Origin of the sequence: Glutamicibacter sp. NPDC087583, from assembly GCF_044743685.1 — a bacterium.
In the GTDB taxonomy this organism is placed as follows: Bacteria; Actinomycetota; Actinomycetes; order Actinomycetales; family Micrococcaceae; genus Glutamicibacter.
In genome coordinates this window covers 177045-194110 of record NZ_JBIUWY010000006.1, presented here as the reverse complement: position 1 = coordinate 194110, position 17066 = coordinate 177045, and the positions used below count along the sequence as shown (strand labels likewise).

Sequence of the window (17066 nt, the reverse complement as noted above, 5' to 3'; positions counted from 1 at the left end):
TTATGTATTCACCAAATAAAAATATTCGGTATCAACAAACTTGGCACACTATTGAGTTCTCAAACAACAAACACTCTCGACACCACAACCACCAAACCTTCGATGACTGCTTCGCTCCGGAGCAACTTTACAAGTTTACCACCAAGTTGACCGTTGTCAACTCGACATTTCAGTCTTGTTCACCCCGCCGTTTCCGTTTCGCCCTTTTAGGCTGTCCGGATCAGCGGCGCGAGATAAAACTCTACACGGGTTCAGCCACGACGCAAAATCGGCCAGTTTCCATGCTTTTCTGCGCAGAATCCCCGGAATCATGCGGATTCCCTGCGGTCCAAGGTGAATATCGCCTAAAAACAACGGAAAATTGTTGTTATGAAGCAGGTCACCCTAATGAAAAGGGGCCATAACTTGCCTTGGCAAGTCATGGCCCCTTCACGGTGCTTGGAGACTACTTGGACTGTCCAGCGCGCAAACGCGATACCTCGTAGAGCGAGATGCCGACAGCCATCGAAGCATTCAGCGATTCCATTGCCGAGTCGATTGGAATCGAAACGATGGCGTCGCAGTTTTCGCGGACCAGCCGGGACAGGCCCTTGCCTTCGGAACCAACCACGATGCACAGCGGGCCGGTAGCCAATTCGAAGTTCGGAAGCTCCATGTCGCCACCGGCGTCGAGGCCGATCACGAAAATGCCAGCAGCCTTGATTTCTTTCAGTGCGCTGGTCAGGTTGCTGCACTTGGCTACTGGTACGCGTACAGCTGCACCCGCGCTGGTCTTCCATGCCGAAGCGGTCATGCCGACGCTGCGTCGCTCTGGAATGATCACGCCGTCTGCGCCGAAGGCCGAAGCCGAACGGACAATCGCACCCAGGTTACGCGGGTCGGTGATGCCATCCAGTGCCAGGAACAGCGGCTGGGTCCGGGTGTATCCCTTGTCGAAGTCCTTGATGGCCTTGGTAGCCAGCTGGACTGCATCCTTGTATTCGTATGGCGGGATCTGCAGGGCCATGCCCTGGTGGATCGCGTCATCGGTCATGCGGTCGAGCTCGGGCTTGGATGCTTCCATCAGCGGGATGCCCAGCTCGGCAGCCAGCTTCAGGGATTCGCGGACGCGGTCATCGACGTCGATGCGGATGGCAACGTGCAGCGCCTTGGCAGGGATGCCGGCGCGCAGCGCCTCAACGACGGAGTTGCGGCCGGTGACGAATTCGGCGTTGACCTTGATGCGGTCGGTTCGGCGGCCGGTGCTGCGCTTGGCGGCCGAGCGCTCAGAGAGCTGCTTGGCACGGTAAGCCTTGTGGTACGGGCGGTCCTCCGCTTTGGGGGTCGGGCCCTTGCCCTCGAGGGAACGACGTCCCTTGCCACCACTACCCTTGGTTGGGCCCTTTTTGTTCATTGGTTCATGTCCTTTAGTTTTGAGTTCGTTGGTGCCGCGCGTGTTCGCGACTAGTTGTCCAGAGTCCAGCGAGCGCCATCGGCCGAGTCCGCCACGGTAATGCCAGCGGATGCCAGCGCATCGCGGATGGCGTCGGAGCGTGCCCAGTCCTTGGCAGCGCGTGCTTCGGCGCGTTCAGCCAACTGGGCCTGGATCAGCTGATCCAGGGCTGCGTGCTCTGCAGAAGATTTCGAGCTTTCATTGCTGCCGGCATCATCCAGGCCCAATACCTGGGTCATGGCCAAGACCTGGCCCAAGGCCTTGGCAGTGGCAGCGTCGTCACGGCTATCCAAGGATGCATTGCCCAGCCGCACGGTTTCATGCAGCGCGGCCAGCGCCATTGGAACGTTCAGGTCATCATCCATCGCGGTGCCGAAAGCTTCCGGAACCCCGGTGGCCACGATCGACTCGGCGACGGCACCCAGGCGGTAGCGCGCATTGGAGATGAAGGTGTCGATGCGTTCGACCGCTGCCCCCGCTTCGGTCAGCGAGTCCGGGCGGTAGTCGAGCATCGAACGGTACTGCGCCTGGCCCAGGAAGTAGCGCACCACGCGGGCGTCGGCCAGCGCGAGCATTTCTTCCGGGGAAATGGTGTTCCCAATGGACTTGGACATCTTCTCACCCTCATAGGTGACCATGCCGTTGTGCATCCAGAAGTTTGCAAAGCCGTGGCCAGCCGCGTTGGACTGGGCCATTTCGTTCTCGTGGTGCGGGAAGCGCAGATCCAGTCCGCCGCCATGGATGTCGAATTCGCTGCCCAGGTACTTGCCAGCCATCGCCGAGCATTCCAGGTGCCAGCCTGGGCGGCCGCGTCCCCAGGGGCTTGGCCAGGAAGCCGTCAGCGGATCGGTGCCCTTGTAGCCCTTCCACAGCGCGAAGTCGCGTGGATCCTTCTTGCCGCGCGGATCCGAATCCGGTGCGTCCTGCATATCGTCGATCTTCTGGCGGGTCAGTGCGCCGTACTGCTCATAGGAGCGCACGTCGAAATAGACATCTCCGGAGCTGTCGGCCGCCGGGTAGGCATGGCCGCGTTCGATCAGCTGTGCAATCAGCTCATGCATTTCGGTGATGTGGCCGGTCGCGCGGGGCTCGTAAGTCGGGCGTTGGACACCCAGAGCCTCGTAGGCCCGTGCGAATTCCTGCTCGAAACGGTACGCCAGGGCGAACCATTCTTCGCGCGGCTTGTAATGGGCATCCGCCTCGAAGTCCTCGGCGAAGGATTTCGCCGACTTCTCCAGGATCTTGTCATCGATGTCGGTCACGTTGCGGACGGTGGTGACGGCAAAGCCGCGGTATTCGAGCCAGCGCACCAACAGGTCGAAGACAATGGCGCTGCGGACGTGGCCCACGTGCGGCATGCCCTGCACGGTGGCGCCACAGTAGTACAGCTTGACTTCGCCTTCCGCCAATGGCTGGAAGTCGCGTACGGATGCTGTTTTGGTGTCATAGAATCGCAGGCTCACGCCTTTAAGGTTATCCGATGGATGCACCCTTTGTACTTCACTTGTGACACTCTCGATGATCGAAGCCCCGCGGTTGCGCCAAGGGGCCTAGCCCGATACCGGGTAGACCAGTGCGGTGGCATAGGCTGTCACGCCCTTGCCTTCCCCCTCGTAGCCCAGCCCGTCGCTGGTGGTCGCAATGACGCTGACTGGGGCGCCGATAGCCTCGCTCAGCACTTTGCTGGCTTCTTCGCGGCGCGCGGCAAAGCGCGGGCGGCGGCCAACGAACTGCACCGCGACATTGCCGATTTCGAATCCCGCCTCCCGCACCAGGCGGGCGGCTTCTGCAATCAGGCTCACACCGCTGGCCCCGGCGAATTCCGGTCGGTCCACCCCGAAGTGCGTGCCCAGATCGCCAATGCCCGCCGCGGAGAACAGCGCATCGCAGGCCGCGTGCGCTACCGCGTCGCCATCGGAGTGGCCCGAAAGCCCGGTGTCTTCCGGGAAGTGCAGTCCTGCCAGCCACATTTCGCGAGTCGGGTCTTCGCTGACCGCGTGAACATCGATGCCGTTGCCGACTCGTGGCAGGATCATGGTTTCTTCCTTTGCGCTTGGGGTGGCCGCGGGCTGGTTCGCCGCGAGCTTGCCTGCCGCGTCGAGATCTCCGGGATAGGTGACCTTCATGGCTTGCTGCGATCCCGGCACCACACGGACTTCGGCTCCGAAAGCCCGCACGATCGACGCGTCGTCGGTAACCTTCTCCAGTTCTGCCTCGGTGCAGCCATCCAGTTGGGCGTGGGCATCGCGCAACAGCTGCGCGTCAAAGCCCTGCGGGGTTTGCACCGCGCGCAGGATGGAACGTGCCGGGGTTTCCTTGATGATTTCGTGCTCGCCGGCGGCATCGAGCTCCACCACGCAGATGGTGTCGGTGACGTTCAGCGCCGGGATGACGGCGTTGCACTGCTCGTCGGCCAGAGCGCCAAGCACTTGTTCATGCAGCTTCGCCGGGGCAAAAGCACGGGCGGCGTCATGGACCAGAATGTTGGTGGCGGCGGAACTGGCTACAGCCAAGCCGGCACGGACCGACGCGGCGCGGCTGGCGCCACCGGGCACGGTGCGCACCTTGTCCCCGTACTGCGCCATGGCCGCGGCCAGGCGTTCGTCCTGCGGCGGGGTAACCACGATGATTTCGGTGATCTGCGGAATTCCCAGCGCCCGGTCCACGGCATGTTCAGCCAGGGATTTTCCGGCCACCTGGACCATCGCCTTGGGAAGGCCAGCGCCGAGGCGGGTTCCCATTCCAGCAGCCACGAGGATCAGGCTTGAGTTATGCACTTCGCTTTGCTTCACAGCGCCCAGCTTATCGTGCCGCGCGGTTCGGCCTTGGCCGCTTTAACGCCAAAAGCCGTGAAACGCTTGGGAGCGTTTCACGGCGATGCGTTACCGGAACGGGGCTAGGCCGAAGCCAGAACCTCGTCCAAGAGGCCTTCTGCCTTGGCCTCGTCCAGATCCTTGGCCAAGGCCAATTCACTGATCAATACCTGGCGAGCTTTTGCCAGCATGCGCTTTTCGCCTGCCGACAGACCACGGTCATTTTCTCGGCGCCACAAGTCGCGGACTACTTCTGCAACCTTGATGACATCGCCGGAAGCGAGCTTCTCGACATTTGCCTTGTAGCGGCGCGACCAGTTGGTCGGCTCTTCGGTAAATTCAGCACGAAGGACATCGAACACATGGTCCAAGCCTTCCTGACCTACCACGTCACGTACGCCAACAAGATCAACGTTCTCAGCAGGAACCTCGATGGTCAGGTCGCCCTGAGCCACCTTGAGCTTGAGATACATTTTCTCTTCGCCCTTGATCTTGCGCATCTTGATCTCTTCGATCATCGCGGCACCGTGGTGCGGGTAGACAACAGTCTCGCCAACCTCAAAAACCATGTGGATAAACCCCTTTCCCACGCCCTAGTCTACCATGTTTGCTATTCCGGATCCTGCGACTGTGCCCCATATAACCGCGAATTCACGCGGAAATGCCTCTTCCACTTGCAAGAGAAACATGCTATGAAGAAGGTAGGGCAGTCGACCGCGCACCAACCCCCTTCCCCGCATCGGTTGTCTACAACTTGTCGAAATGCGTGTGTTGCACGTCGCTAAATCGCGTCTTTGCGTGAAAAACAGCTAGGCTTAGAGGTAATCGTGGTCCAATTTTCGATTGCGCCTGCCCTAGGTGCATTCGATTAAGCAGACCACGAACCGAAGCAACTCATTTTTCTCACCGAGGAGTTAGTGTCGTGATCACCGCACGCATGACCGCTGGACGTCGCATTGCCGCGTCCCTCGCTGTGGCTGCCCTGGCATTCGGTGTCACCAGCTGTGGCGCCATCAACGAGCAGGCCACCAACACCGACTACGCCGCCAGCGATGGCGTCAACGTCGATGTCGCAGACGCAAAGGTCCGCAACCTGATGTTCGTCACCAACAGCGACGACACTGAAGCCCGCCTGATCGGCTCCGTAGTCAACGCCGGCGATTCCGCGCTGACCCTGTCGGTCAAGGCTGACAACGCAGCACCTGTCTCCATCCAGGTTCCTGCAGACGGCACCATCAAGCTTGAAGAAGACAAGAACCAGCAGATCATCAAGAACATGGGCATTGCAGCTGGCGAACACGCCGACTCGGTCTTCACCGTTGCCGGTGAGAACGTGGAATTCAGCGTTCCAGTTGTCGATGGCACCCTGGCTGAATACCGCGACTTCGTACCAGGCGGTGCTGACCAGTCGGTTACCGAGCACCTGATTCCAGAAGAGACCCACTCCACTTCGGGCCACTAAGCTTCGCGCAAGACAAAACAAGAGCCTCGGGCAGAATCGAAAGATTCTGCCCGAGGCTCTTGCCGTATCCGGGCTCTTTGGCTTTAGACCACGAACTTGTAGCCCAGCCCGCGCACGGTCACCAGGCGTTCGGGCACCGCCGGGTCGACCTCGATCTTGGAGCGCAGGCGCTTGACGTGCACATCCAAAGTCTTGGTGTCCCCCACGTAGTCGCTGCCCCAGACGCGGTCAATCAGCTGGCCTCGGGTGAGCACTCGACCGGCGTTGCGCAACAGCATTTCCAGCAGCTCGAATTCCTTCAGCGGCATGGATACCTCGGTGTTGTCGACCGAGACCACGTGGCGTTCCACGTCCATTCGCACCGGACCGGCGGTGACCACATTGCTGATCAGTTCTTCGCCTTCGCCCTGGCGGCGCAGCACAGCACGGATGCGGGCCAGCAATTCGCGGGAGGAGTACGGCTTGGTGACGTAGTCGTCGGCGCCGAGCTCCAGGCCGACGACCTTATCGATCTCCGAGTCCTTTGCGGTGAGCATGATGACCGGGACCTGGCTGTTCAGGCGGATCTGGCGGATCACTTCGGTTCCGGGCTGGCCCGGGAGCATCAGATCCAGCAGCACCAGGTCTGCGCCATGGCGTTCGAACTCGGTCACGGCCTTCAGGCCGTCGTCGGCGATCCGGACTTCGAAACCTTCGCGTTCCAGCAAGTAGGACAGCGGGTCAGAGAGCGATTCCTCGTCCTCAACGATCAATATGCGGGTCATCGGCGTCCTCCTTCACGATCGGACGCATTCGTCTCGATCGTTCGTTCCTTCATCGTCTGGCCGGCAAGCACATTGCTGGTCGCCGGTTCTTCGTCCGCTAGGGGAAGTCTTAGGGTAAATGTGGATCCGTGGCCCGGCTGCGACCACAGCGACACTTCGCCGCCGTGGTTGGCCAGCACGTGCTTGACGATGCTCAGCCCCAGGCCGGTGCCCCCGGTCTGCCTCGAACGTGCGGAGTCCACGCGGTAGAAGCGCTCGAAAACGCGTTCCTGCTCTTCGGCCGAAATCCCGGGTCCCTGGTCGGTGACCGAGATCTGCGCATAGCCATCACGCTGCCGGATGCCCACGCCTACCGTGGTGTTCTCCGGGGAGTAGCGGATGGCATTATCGATCAGGTTGCGGATCGCAGTCATCAGCAGGTCCGCATCGCCCAGGATCGGCTCCTCGAGATGTCCGCCTACGGTAATGGCGATACCCTTTTCCTCGGCAATCAGGTGGCTGCGGTCAACTGCCTCGGCCACGACGCTGTCGATATTCACTTCCTGGCCCTGCACGATGGCATCGGATGCCTGCAGGCGGGAGAGCTCGATAATGTCCTGGACCAGGGCGGCCAGGCGCCGCGATTCCTTGTCCATCCGGGTGGAGAAGCGGCGTACCGCCTTGGGGTCATCGGCAGCCTCGGTAATGGCCTCGGCCAGCAGGCCGATCGCGCCGACCGGAGTCTTCAGCTCGTGGGAAACGTTGGCCACGAAGTCGTTGCGCATCGCTTCGGTACGGGTGATTTCGGTACGGTCGTCGGCCAGCAGGAGAATGTACTCGTCGCCCAGCGGTGCCACGCGCACATGGACAATCAGCTGCCCGGCACCCAGCGTGGAGCGTTGCAGCTCGTACTGGCTTTCGGCAATCACGCCGTCGGCGCGAACCTGCCGCACCAGCGAGAGCAGTTCGTTGTGGACGAGCGTGTGTCCTCGCACCAGTCCGTAGGCATAGGAAGCGGGGTTGGCCCGGACCACCCCGTCGACGTCATCAAGGATCACGAAGGCGCGTCCAATGACCGACAGGACGGCGGCGGCTCCCTCGGGGAGCACGGGTTCGTCGACCTGTGGCAGCTTCGAGGAGCGGTTCTGGGAAAGCCGGAAGGCGATGACGCCAACGATCCCCAGAGCCAGGCCGAGGACGCCGGCTATAAGAGTCGAGATCACTTCGTTCACATCTTTAGACTAGCTTCACCTTTGGGTGGCACCGGCCCTAAATGACGTGATTTAGTCGATTTCGGCGCGCTGTTCACCAAACGTTCACCTTTCGTGGCATATTCGTTAATCACCCGCTGACAAGCTGGAGCAAGACCCTCCACCATGCCACAAAACTGTTTCGGGGCGGTTGGCTGCCACGGCAGTCCACCATCCGGCATGGATACCGACACTCGAAAGGAACTGCTGTGCGTAAGGTATTTCAAGCAGACCTGCAGCAAATTGGCGAAGAACTCATTGAGATGGCCAACCAGGTCGCAACCGCAATGGATCGAGCTTGGGATTCGCTAGCCAACGTCGACGTCGACCTGGCCCAGGAAGTCATCGCAGCGGACGCGAAGATCGACTTCCTGCAGAACCAGCTCGATGAGCGCGCTATCGATACCTTGGCTTTGCAGGGACCGGTGGCCAGCGATCTGCGCATGATCGTCGGTTCGCTGCGCATGAGTGCTTCGCTGGAGCGCATGGGCGACTTGGCACGCCACTTGGCGCAGCTGGCCCGCCTGCGCTTCCCCAACCCGGCAATCCCAGCCAGGATTTCCGACACCTTTGCCCAGATGGCAAAGATCGATATTGACATCGCCAAGGCCGTTGCGCGTTTGCTCGACACCCGCGATCTGCAGATCGCTACCGAAATTATCGAGCTGAATCACCAGCTGGATCGCTTGCACTCCAGCGTCTTCACCCTGGTCGCGGCCGACGACTGGGATGCCAATGCACCCACCACCGTGGACGTATCGCTGACCAGCCGCTACCTTGAGCGCTTCGGCGATCATGGTGTGTCCGTAGCTCGCAAGGTCACCTATCTGGTGACCGGCGAATGGGACCCCACCGAGATCTAGGTCCGCGGACCTAAGATATAAGGCTGCGCCTTGGCGCCTGCCATCCGGTACCACCGGATGGCAGGCGCCATTTTTGCTCTCCAGCTCATTCAGCACTGAAACTGGGTGTCCGGGGTCCGGGAAGCCTTCGCATCGCGGCGCGAACTGGGTACCGTGCCGTGGCCCACGGCCCCGTTGGCATGGCAGTGCTGCGCCTCGTCCGGCCATGCAGCTCCACGCGCTCCCGGTGAGCGCACGTCCAGCCATTGCCCCGGCAGGATGCCAACGGACGCACGACGCAGCGCTGGGCACCCCAGGGACCGCCGTTGGAGTCCGGTCCCATCCGGGGAATCCAGCCCGTTAAACCAGCAGAGGGCAGTCCACCGATCGGTGGACTGCCCTCGCAGGTTGTTGGCGCGCAAGTGGCGCCAGCGTCTAGCGGGCTTCTAGCCTTCGCACTCGACGCAGAAGCCTACATTGCCCTCTTCGCGCACCAGCTGCGAACGGTGGCGAATCAAGAAGCACGAGCCGCAAATGAACTCGTCGTCTTTCTGCGGAATGACCGTAACGGTCAATTCCTCGTTGGATAGATCCGCACCTGGCAGATCCATGCCATCGGTGTGGTCGGTCTCGTCGAGCTCGCGCACCACCGACTTGGCGTCCGGTGCGTTTGCGGACTTCACCGCATCCAGAGAAGCCTTACGTGCTTCAGCAACGTCTGGGCGGACTTCATCGTAATCAGTTGCCACGAATTGCATTCCTAACGTGAGCCATTGAGCCTATTCGAAATAGGAGATTACAGCATACTAATGCCAAAAATACAATCGTGCGCAGTTGTTTCGCTCACAGCCGGATGCTTGGCGTTACCTCGGCGTTAACAAGCGGACGGCGGCATCGCGAACTACTGGCGAGTAGCCAGCAGCCCCGATGCCGCCGAAAAGCGTGTCCTACTTGCGGCCTTGGTTGGCAACGGCCTTGATGGCGTCCGCAGCGGCTGCTGGATCCAGGTAGGTTCCGCCCTTGGTGATTGGCTGGAAGTTGTCATCCAGCTCATAGACCAGCGGGATGCCGGTTGGGATGTTCAGGCCAGCAATGTCTTCATCGCTGATGCCATCCAGATGCTTGACCAGCGCACGCAGCGAATTGCCGTGGGCGGTGACCATGACGGTCTTGCCTGCCGACAGGTCAGCCTTGATGTTGTTCTCCCAGTAGGGAAGCATGCGATCCAGCACGTCCTTGAGGCACTCGGTGCGTGGGGCGGAGTCGCCCAACGCCGCATAGCGCTCGTCGTTGATCTGGCTGAACTCCGAGGAATCATCCAGTGCTGGTGGCGGGGTGTCGTAGCTGCGACGCCATTCCATGAACTGCTCTTCACCGAACTCGGCCAAGGTCTGCGCCTTGTCCTTGCCCTGCAGCGCACCATAGTGGCGCTCGTTCAGGCGCCAGTCGCGGTTCACCGGGATCCACGAACGGCCAGCGGCTTCCAGGGCCAGGTTCGCGGTAACAATGGCGCGGGTCAGCAAGGAGGTGTGAAGCACCTCCGGCTTGTAGCCAGCTTCGGTCAGCAGCTGGCCGCCGCGGGCAGCTTCAGCACGGCCCTTCTCGGTCAGCGATACGTCGTACCAACCGGTGAACAGGTTCTTTTCGTTCCATTCGCTCTGTCCGTGGCGAAGCAAAATCAAAGTGTGGCTCATGTAATCCATCCTAACCAATGCGCAAGCCGGCTCGTGCGAAAGTTAAGGCCCGTGATTAAAGTGCGAAGACCTGCAGTCCGCCAAGATGCGGATGCAGGTCTTCGGGAAAACTTGGTGCCTTGGCACGCCTAGTAGTTGTACCAGCCGCCGCCCTTGCCGCTGACGGCAGGCTTGACGTCCGCGAGGTACACGCAGGCGATGCAGGCGCCGATCAGCTGCAGGAAGCCGATTCCGCCCTGGCTGAAGATGCCAAGCAGTGCCACGGCGGTGCTGGCGACGGTCAGTCCAAGCCAGAACCCCTTGGTGCGCTTGCCTTCCTGGGCGAAACGATCTGCGCCATGGCGCAGGCAATCAACCAAAGCCCAGACGGCGAGCGCAACGATGACAATGCTCAAAGCGATCATCATGTAGTACTCGATTATTTGGGCCATGCGCAACATGTTCATGCTTGTACTCTACCTTTTTGGCGCAAATGATGGGCGCTGTGCCACGCGCGGAAATCAGCGCCCGCGGGCATCAAAGCCGGTCCAGCGCTTGCTGCAGATCGGCCCAGAGGTCTTCCACCTCTTCAATGCCTACTGACAGTCGGATCAGGCTGGCCGGGACGCTGGCCGGCTCCGAAGCGTGGCGGGCCCGACGCTCGGCCAGGGACTCCACGCCTCCAAGCGAGGTAGCGCCGGTGATGAGCTGGAAGGCTTCCAGTACCCGGTCTGCTTCTTCGGCGGTGCTTCCCGCTTCAAAGGCGATCACCGACCCGAACCCGCCCATGAGTTCCGCAGCGCGTGCGTGGCCCGGATCGTTGGGCAGTCCCGGGTAGCGTACGGCCTGCACCTTGGGATGTGCCGCGAGGCGTTCTGCCAGCACCTGGCTGTTTGACTGCGAACGCTGAAGGCGCACGGCCATGGTGCGCACCCCGCGTAATGCGAGGAAGGTATCCATCGGGCCGGCGATCGCGCCATGCAAGGTCCGGTACCCATGCAGGCGGCTGTGGAGCTGCTCGTCGCTGGTGACCAGCGCGCCCATGATCACGTCCGAGTGGCCCGACAGGTACTTGGTCACCGAGTGCACTACAAGGTCGGCACCGTGGACCATCGGCTGCTGGAGCAGTGGGGTGGCAAAGGTGTTATCCACGATGCTCACGACGTTCTTCGCTTTGGCGGCAGCCAGCAGGGTCGGCAGGTCGGCAACTTCCAGCATCGGATTGGTTGGCGATTCCACCCAGAGCACATCGGCCCCCTCCAAGGCAGCGAGCACTTCTTCGGTGTTGGCAATATCCACCGGGCGAATGCGCAGCCGTCCCGCCTCTTGCAGCTCTGCGCTCAACGCCAGCGAACCGTTATAGGAATGCTGCGGCATCACCAGCACGCCGGCCTCTGGCACGATGCTCAGTGCGGCGGCAATAGCTGCCATGCCCGAGGAGAACACCAGGGCAGGCAGCGTTGCCGCTTCGAGCTGGCCCAGTACTTCTTCAAACGGATCCCAGGTCGGATTGGAGAAGCGCGCATATACGCGTTCACCCGGCACCGCCTGGCCTTTGGAGTGGTAGGTCGAGGTGAAGGTCACCGGGTGGTTGACTGGAGCATCGTACCCATGGGCCGGACGCCCACTGGCAACGAGCAAAGTTTTCGGATCCCAGGCCGGATTGGCGCCTGATTCTGCGGTGCGGGGGTTCATGGAAAAAACTCTACGCTTCCTTTGACGCTGCCAGCCGGTGGATTTCACTACATTTCATCTGACTGATCCACCACACTGGGTGCATTTTCGTTGCACATCCTGCCGTTGCAACGCACATCTTTAAATGTCCTTGGATAGGCTAGTGGGGTGAGTATCGAATCGAGTACCCCAACGCGTGGCTTGTTCATCGTTTTTGAAGGCGGTGACGGCGCTGGGAAGTCCACGCAGGTCGCCCTGGCCCAGCAGTGGCTGGAGTCCCGTGGCGCCAAGGTCACCACTACCCGTGAGCCAGGCGGAACCCAGATCAGCGAAGAGCTGCGTTCCTTGGTGCTCGAACACGGCCACGGCGAGATCGATGCCCGTACCGAGGCCCTGATTTACTCGGCGGCGCGTGCCGCCCATGTCCAGCAGGTCATCTCCCCCGCGCTGGAAGCCGGCACCCACATCATCTGCGACCGATTCGTTGATTCCTCGCTGGCTTACCAGGGCATGGGCCGCGCCCTCGGCTTTGATGCCGTCGCATCGATCAACGACTTCGCAACCGGCGGACTGAAGCCGGATGCCACCATCATTCTTGATATCTCCGCCGCGCAGGGACGTGCCCGGCGCATTGCGGCCAGCGGCGGCGTGGAGGATTCGGATCGCTTGGAATCCGAGCCGGATGATTTCCATGAACGCATCCGCAACGCCTTCCTCGACTTGGCGGCCCGTGATCCGCAGCGCTATCTGGTCCTGGATGCCACCGCCAGCGTGGATCAGCTGCACCAGTCGGTTGCGCAGCATTTGGCAGGCTTGCTGTGACCCGGCCAGTCTTCGCAGAACTTGCCGGGCAGGAACGTGTCATTGCCACGTTGACCGCTGAGGTTGATCGCGGCAACCCGACCCATGCCTGGCTGGTCACCGGTCCCCCGGGTTCGGGCCGTACCACCGCGGCGCGGGCTTTCGCGGCAGCTTTGCAGTGCACCCAGGCCCCGGCCGGCTGCGGGCAGTGCGCCAACTGCAAAATGGTCATGAATTCGGAGCACCCGGATGTGTCCTTCGTATCCACCGACAAATTCGAGTACCAGATTGCTGACGTCCGCCATCTGATTACCCGTGCACAGGAAAGTGCTGGCACCGGCCGCTGGCGCATCATCATCATCGAAGATGCCGACCGCATGTCCGAGCGCAGCACCAACGTGCTGCTCAAGGCCATTGAAGAACCGCCCGCCAAGATGATCTGGATCCTGAGCGCCCCGTCTCCTGCAGATGTTCTGGTGACCATTCGTTCACGGTGCCGCGCGGTAAATCTCTCCGTGCCGTCCACCCAGGATGTTGCGGATCTTCTGGTGCGCCGTGACGGGCTGGAACCGGAACAGGCGCTGTTCGCTGCCCGTGTCTCACAGTCCCACATTGGCGTAGCCCGTTTGCTGGCCCGTGACGAGCAAGCACGCATCCAGCGTGAAAAAGTCGTTACCCTGCCGTTGCGCACCACCACCTTGCCGCAGGCGATGGCCGCTGCCGCAGAAATTTCCAAACTGGCCAGCGAGCGTGCCGAGAACATTACCGGCACCGATCTGCAGAACAAGATTGCCCAGCTGCGCCACGCCAACGGCTTGGGTCCAGAGGAGAACATCCCCGCTGGATTGCGTGGACAGTTCAAGGCGCTGGAGGATGATGCCAAGCGATTCGCTCGGCGTGCGGCTTTCGATGCCTTGGACCGTACCCTGACAGACCTGACCACATTCTTCCGCGATGTTTTGAGCATCCAGCTGAAAACCGGAATTGAGCTGATCAACGAGCACCTGCGCGAGCAGCTCGAACGATTCGCAGCGGAACAGTCCAGCGAGAAGTCCTTGGCCCAGCTTGATGCCATCAATGAAACGCGCAGCCGCTTGGCTGCCAACGTCAACCAGCTCATGGCCCTGGAAGCACTCATGACCCGTTTGCTGCCTCAGCCGGGACGCCGTTAACCCATCACAAGGAGACACTAAAAGTGCCTGCACGCTCACCGATGATGCGCTTGGCCGCAGTGGGGACCGCTCTGGCTTTGACCCTGGCCGGCTGCTCTTCCACTACAGCGGATTCGCAGTCCGGCGCATCGGATGCGTCGCAGTCCGCGCCCAACGCCAGTACACCGGAAGGATTGGAATCCTTCTACAGCCAAGACCTCGATTGGGAAGAATGCGGCAGCATCATCGAATGCGCCACCATAGAGGTTCCGATGGACTATGCCGATCCCGAAGGCGAGAGCATTGATCTGGCGTTGAACCGCCGCGCCGTGGACGGGGCGACAGGCAATCTGCTGGTAAACCCCGGCGGCCCAGGCGGATCCGGCCTGGATCTGGTGGCGTCCTCGGTACCAGGCATGTTCAGCGCTGACCTGCAGCGCGCCTACAACGTCATCGGGTTCGATCCGCGAGGCGTGGGAGAAAGCTCCCCGGTCACCTGCCAAAGCGGTGCCGAGACCGACGAGGGACGCCAGGAAAACCTGCGGGCTTGGGTTCCTGAAGACCAGGACGAAATTGTCGAGGATACCGAGGACTACGCAGCTGACTGCGCGTCCAATACCGGCGATCTCCTAGGCCACGTCGATACCGTTTCGGCAGCGAAGGACATGGACGTGATCCGTGCTGTGCTCGGTGATGCACAGCTGGACTACCTCGGTTTCTCCTATGGAACTTTCCTCGGAGCAACCTACGCTGATTTGTTCCCTCGGAATGTGGGTCGCTTCGTACTCGATGGCGCCATGGATCCAACCAGCACAGCTTCGGACCTCACCTTGGCCCAGGCCGTTGGCTTCGAGAAGGAGATCGACGCGTGGCTCGCCAATTGCCTTGAAAGCGGTGAGTGCCCGTTCACTGGAACCGTTGAAGAGGCCAAGGTGCAGCTGCAGCAGTTCTTTGCGCAGGTGGAGAACGAACCAATGACTGCCAGCGACGGGCGTGCAGTGCCGATCATCGACTTCATCAACGGCTTCATCTTGCCGCTGTATGACGATTCCAGCTGGCCCATTTTGACCGATGCGATGAACGCTGCCGTCAACGACGCGGATGTGGATATGATCCTCGGCTTCGCGGATCTCTCGGCGGACCGCGAGGGCGACGGCACGTATGCATCGAATTCCACCGATGCTTTCACCGCCATCAATTGCCTGGACCGTCCAATGGACGCCAGTCCAGAAGCGATGCAGGCCGAAGCAACAGAGTTGATGCGTGCGGCCCCGACCTTGGGCAAGTATCTCGCCTATGGCGGCATCACCTGCGAGGCCTGGGACCACGAGGCCACCGGCAAGCCTGAAGTCCTCGACGCGGAAGGCTCGAATGAGATCCTCGTCATTGGCACCGTCGGCGATCCAGCTACCCCCTACGCATGGTCTGAGGCATTGGCGCAGCAGCTGGACAACGCGACCCTGCTGACCTATGAAGGCCATGGCCACACCGCATATGGACGCTCCAATGAATGCATTACCAAAGCGGTGGATGAGTACCTGATTGACGGCAAAGTCCCCGAAGCCGGCACCCGGTGCTGATTGGGCTTGATGATGTCGTCGCCGTTTTGACGTTCAGACAATTCCTCGGATAAAGTGACGTGGTGCCTGTTTGCAGGTACAGGCCTCCTTAGCTCAGGGGTAGAGCAGCTCCCTCGTAAAGAGCAGGTCGCCGGTTCAAATCCGGCAGGGGGCTCGGCCTAACGCCCTTGTCAGAATCATTATTGATTTTGGCAGGGGCGTTTTTTGCGCCCAAAAACCGTCTTGTGTGTGCAATGTGTGCACATCATCGTTCTTAGTATCCATCCGTTGCGACACCTTAGACGCCGCATTGCGCGAGGCATTCGACATGAAATGGCCGTAAAAGCTACTCGTGACCACAATATTCGAATGCCCCAGTCGCTTTGGAATGATCATCACATCAACGCCAGCTTGCGCCATGAGGGCCGCGTGTTCATACCTCAGTCCGTGCAATGTGGGAGCGGGCGCGCCCGCCGCCACGCGTAGCTTTGCGAAGAGCTCTGCCACGTAGGAAGGGATTCAAAGGTTGGCGGGTAGGCATCGTGAAGACATCGCGTTCTTCAATCTGGCTAATCTTCCAGCATATAAGGGCATCGACTACATCCAAGTCCATCTCAACGGATGACCTAGAAGCATCGGTTTTGACGCTTCCTTGTTCTACTGCCACACCTCGGACTTCAACCCATGAATTTTTGATGTTGATTGATCGGGGTATAGCCCAATGGCTCCACGCGTCGCTGGAGAATGTCAAAGACCGTCGTTAGCAAGGGGCTAGCGCCAATGACTTTGCATCTTTCATCCGCGGAACCCTCGAAAACATTGACGGAACGCGGGCAGCATGACCTGGGCGGCACTCCGAAACGGCCTTCAGGATTACCTATGAGCCGTTAACGCCACTAACAAGACGGTTGGCAAGGCCTACCCGAATCCATACCCGCGCGGCGGGAATTCCTCTACGCAGTTTGTCGCCCAGATACAAAGGATCCAAAACATCATTCGCAACTAACATGAAATCGCCCCCGCCAACGATGGGGGCGATTTTTCGTTTAAATCTATTGCTGGCCTGAGGTCATTTCGAGCCCGTTCTGCTCGTACCTGACTACAACCATTTTCGGGTCCAAATCTAATTTCGAGAGGTCTGCCATGATTTCCTGAGCCGCCATTAGACCTTCACCATCCCATTGAGGATCCCCTGAATAGTTCACTACCAGTTCGCCATTCTTTCCCGGCTCAAATGAAGTGATGTCGTAAAAAGGAACGACAATAGCGTCTGGACAATCGACACCTCGGTATTTCAGCCACTCTTTGCCAAGCTCATTAGCCCATGCTTGCCCTTTGGTTTTAGCTTCGGGCCACTGCCAAGCAATGCAATTTTTATCCCATGCATTTTCGGGCCGACCTGAATCTATAGCGCTTTGCTTTGCCTTCGCAATATCAGCTTCAGATAGCGCAGCAGGTTCGGCACTAGTGGACGCGCTGTGCGTTGCTGTGGCGCTTGGCGTGGCATCTGCCGATTGATTACCCGCAGAGCAACCAGCAAGAGCGAGAGTGGTCACCACAGCAGCGGCAAGCATTTTCTTCACTGGCTATTCCGTCCTTCTGTCATTGACTACAAGCATGATTGCGGCGGCCATGATAACTAGGCTAGACGGGAGACGTAGCCACC

Annotated in this window: 18 protein-coding genes and 1 tRNA gene; 7 read left to right on the top strand and 12 right to left on the bottom strand. The window is 60.3% G+C overall.

Going from position 1 to position 17066, the window contains the following annotated elements; translation table 11 throughout:
* The coding region (locus ACIOU9_RS15160; RefSeq protein ID WP_402697428.1) for a hypothetical protein at positions 1–404 on the top strand (404 nt) is incomplete at its 5' end.
* Positions 405–445: 41 nt separating this feature from the next.
* Here the strand turns inward: ACIOU9_RS15160 and rlmB are convergent.
* From rlmB to ACIOU9_RS15140, 4 genes are all read right to left on the bottom strand, one after another.
* The gene (gene rlmB / locus ACIOU9_RS15155; protein ID WP_105658780.1) at positions 446–1393 is read right to left on the bottom strand and encodes a 23S rRNA (guanosine(2251)-2'-O)-methyltransferase RlmB; all 948 of its coding nucleotides are present in this window, start codon (positions 1391–1393) and stop codon (positions 446–448) included.
* A gap of 50 nt (positions 1394–1443) precedes the next feature.
* Positions 1444–2895 carry a cysteine--tRNA ligase gene (gene cysS, locus ACIOU9_RS15150; RefSeq protein ID WP_332499016.1) on the bottom strand — a complete coding sequence of 484 codons (1452 nt, stop codon included), beginning with the start codon at positions 2893–2895 and terminating at the stop codon, positions 1444–1446.
* Positions 2896–2982: 87 nt separating this feature from the next.
* Entirely contained in the window at positions 2983–4209 is a 1227-nt protein-coding gene (gene ispD / locus ACIOU9_RS15145; protein WP_402697426.1) for a 2-C-methyl-D-erythritol 4-phosphate cytidylyltransferase, read from the bottom strand.
* 119 nt (positions 4210–4328) lie between these two features.
* On the bottom strand, positions 4329–4814 hold the full coding sequence (locus tag ACIOU9_RS15140; RefSeq protein WP_038993823.1) for a CarD family transcriptional regulator: 486 nt from the start codon (positions 4812–4814) through the stop codon (positions 4329–4331).
* 353 nt (positions 4815–5167) lie between these two features.
* On the opposite strand from ACIOU9_RS15140, the gene ACIOU9_RS15135 reads away from it, so the two are divergent.
* A complete protein-coding gene (locus tag ACIOU9_RS15135) occupies positions 5168–5707 on the top strand; it encodes a hypothetical protein (protein ID WP_105658783.1) in 540 nt (179 codons plus the stop codon).
* A gap of 83 nt (positions 5708–5790) precedes the next feature.
* Here ACIOU9_RS15135 and ACIOU9_RS15130 read toward each other — a convergent pair whose 3' ends face one another.
* Positions 5791–6471 (bottom strand): response regulator transcription factor, encoded by a 681-nt coding sequence (locus ACIOU9_RS15130; RefSeq protein ID WP_105658784.1) that lies wholly within the window; start codon positions 6469–6471, stop codon positions 5791–5793.
* Positions 6468–7682 (bottom strand): cell wall metabolism sensor histidine kinase WalK, encoded by a 1215-nt coding sequence (locus ACIOU9_RS15125; protein ID WP_388024205.1) that lies wholly within the window; start codon positions 7680–7682, stop codon positions 6468–6470. Before ACIOU9_RS15125 ends, ACIOU9_RS15130 begins: the two co-directional genes overlap by 4 nt.
* A 227-nt stretch (positions 7683–7909) precedes the next feature.
* Here ACIOU9_RS15125 and phoU point away from each other — a divergent pair, with 227 nt between their 5' ends.
* Positions 7910–8563 carry a phosphate signaling complex protein PhoU gene (gene phoU, locus ACIOU9_RS15120; RefSeq protein WP_133835063.1) on the top strand — a complete coding sequence of 218 codons (654 nt, stop codon included), beginning with the start codon at positions 7910–7912 and terminating at the stop codon, positions 8561–8563.
* A 425-nt stretch (positions 8564–8988) separates the two neighbouring features.
* On the opposite strand, the gene ACIOU9_RS15115 is transcribed toward phoU, so the two are convergent.
* From ACIOU9_RS15115 to ACIOU9_RS15100, 4 genes are all read right to left on the bottom strand, one after another.
* Positions 8989–9291, bottom strand: a complete 303-nt coding sequence (locus tag ACIOU9_RS15115; protein ID WP_038993831.1) for a DUF4193 domain-containing protein — start codon at positions 9289–9291, stop codon at positions 8989–8991.
* Positions 9292–9489: 198 nt separating this feature from the next.
* A complete protein-coding gene (locus ACIOU9_RS15110; RefSeq protein ID WP_105658786.1) occupies positions 9490–10236 on the bottom strand; it encodes a phosphoglyceromutase in 747 nt (248 codons plus the stop codon).
* A gap of 128 nt (positions 10237–10364) precedes the next feature.
* Positions 10365–10682, bottom strand: coding sequence for a DUF2516 family protein (locus ACIOU9_RS15105; RefSeq protein WP_105658787.1), 318 nt, complete (start codon positions 10680–10682; stop codon positions 10365–10367).
* A gap of 70 nt (positions 10683–10752) precedes the next feature.
* On the bottom strand, positions 10753–11910 hold the full coding sequence (locus ACIOU9_RS15100) for a trans-sulfuration enzyme family protein (protein WP_402697424.1): 1158 nt from the start codon (positions 11908–11910) through the stop codon (positions 10753–10755).
* A gap of 147 nt (positions 11911–12057) precedes the next feature.
* Here ACIOU9_RS15100 and tmk point away from each other — a divergent pair, with 147 nt between their 5' ends.
* From tmk to ACIOU9_RS15080, 4 genes are all read left to right on the top strand, one after another.
* On the top strand, positions 12058–12711 hold the full coding sequence (gene tmk, locus ACIOU9_RS15095) for a dTMP kinase (protein WP_402697422.1): 654 nt from the start codon (positions 12058–12060) through the stop codon (positions 12709–12711).
* Positions 12708–13862: a DNA polymerase III subunit delta' gene (locus ACIOU9_RS15090; RefSeq protein WP_332488258.1), complete on the top strand. Its 1155-nt coding sequence runs from the start codon at positions 12708–12710 to the stop codon at positions 13860–13862. The genes tmk and ACIOU9_RS15090 overlap by 4 nt, the downstream gene beginning before the upstream one ends.
* 23 nt (positions 13863–13885) lie before the next feature.
* Positions 13886–15421: an alpha/beta hydrolase gene (locus ACIOU9_RS15085; protein ID WP_332595262.1), complete on the top strand. Its 1536-nt coding sequence runs from the start codon at positions 13886–13888 to the stop codon at positions 15419–15421.
* An 82-nt stretch (positions 15422–15503) separates the two neighbouring features.
* Positions 15504–15575: transfer RNA gene (locus ACIOU9_RS15080), tRNA-Thr, on the top strand.
* Here ACIOU9_RS15080 and ACIOU9_RS15075 read toward each other — a convergent pair.
* Both ACIOU9_RS15075 and ACIOU9_RS15070 read right to left on the bottom strand, forming a co-directional pair.
* Positions 15557–15907: a tyrosine-type recombinase/integrase gene (locus tag ACIOU9_RS15075; RefSeq protein ID WP_402697419.1), complete on the bottom strand. Its 351-nt coding sequence runs from the start codon at positions 15905–15907 to the stop codon at positions 15557–15559. The genes ACIOU9_RS15080 and ACIOU9_RS15075 overlap by 19 nt on opposite strands.
* Before the next feature lie 545 nt (positions 15908–16452).
* Entirely contained in the window at positions 16453–16983 is a 531-nt protein-coding gene (locus ACIOU9_RS15070; protein ID WP_402697417.1) for a hypothetical protein, read from the bottom strand.
* Positions 16984–17066 lie beyond the last annotated feature (83 nt).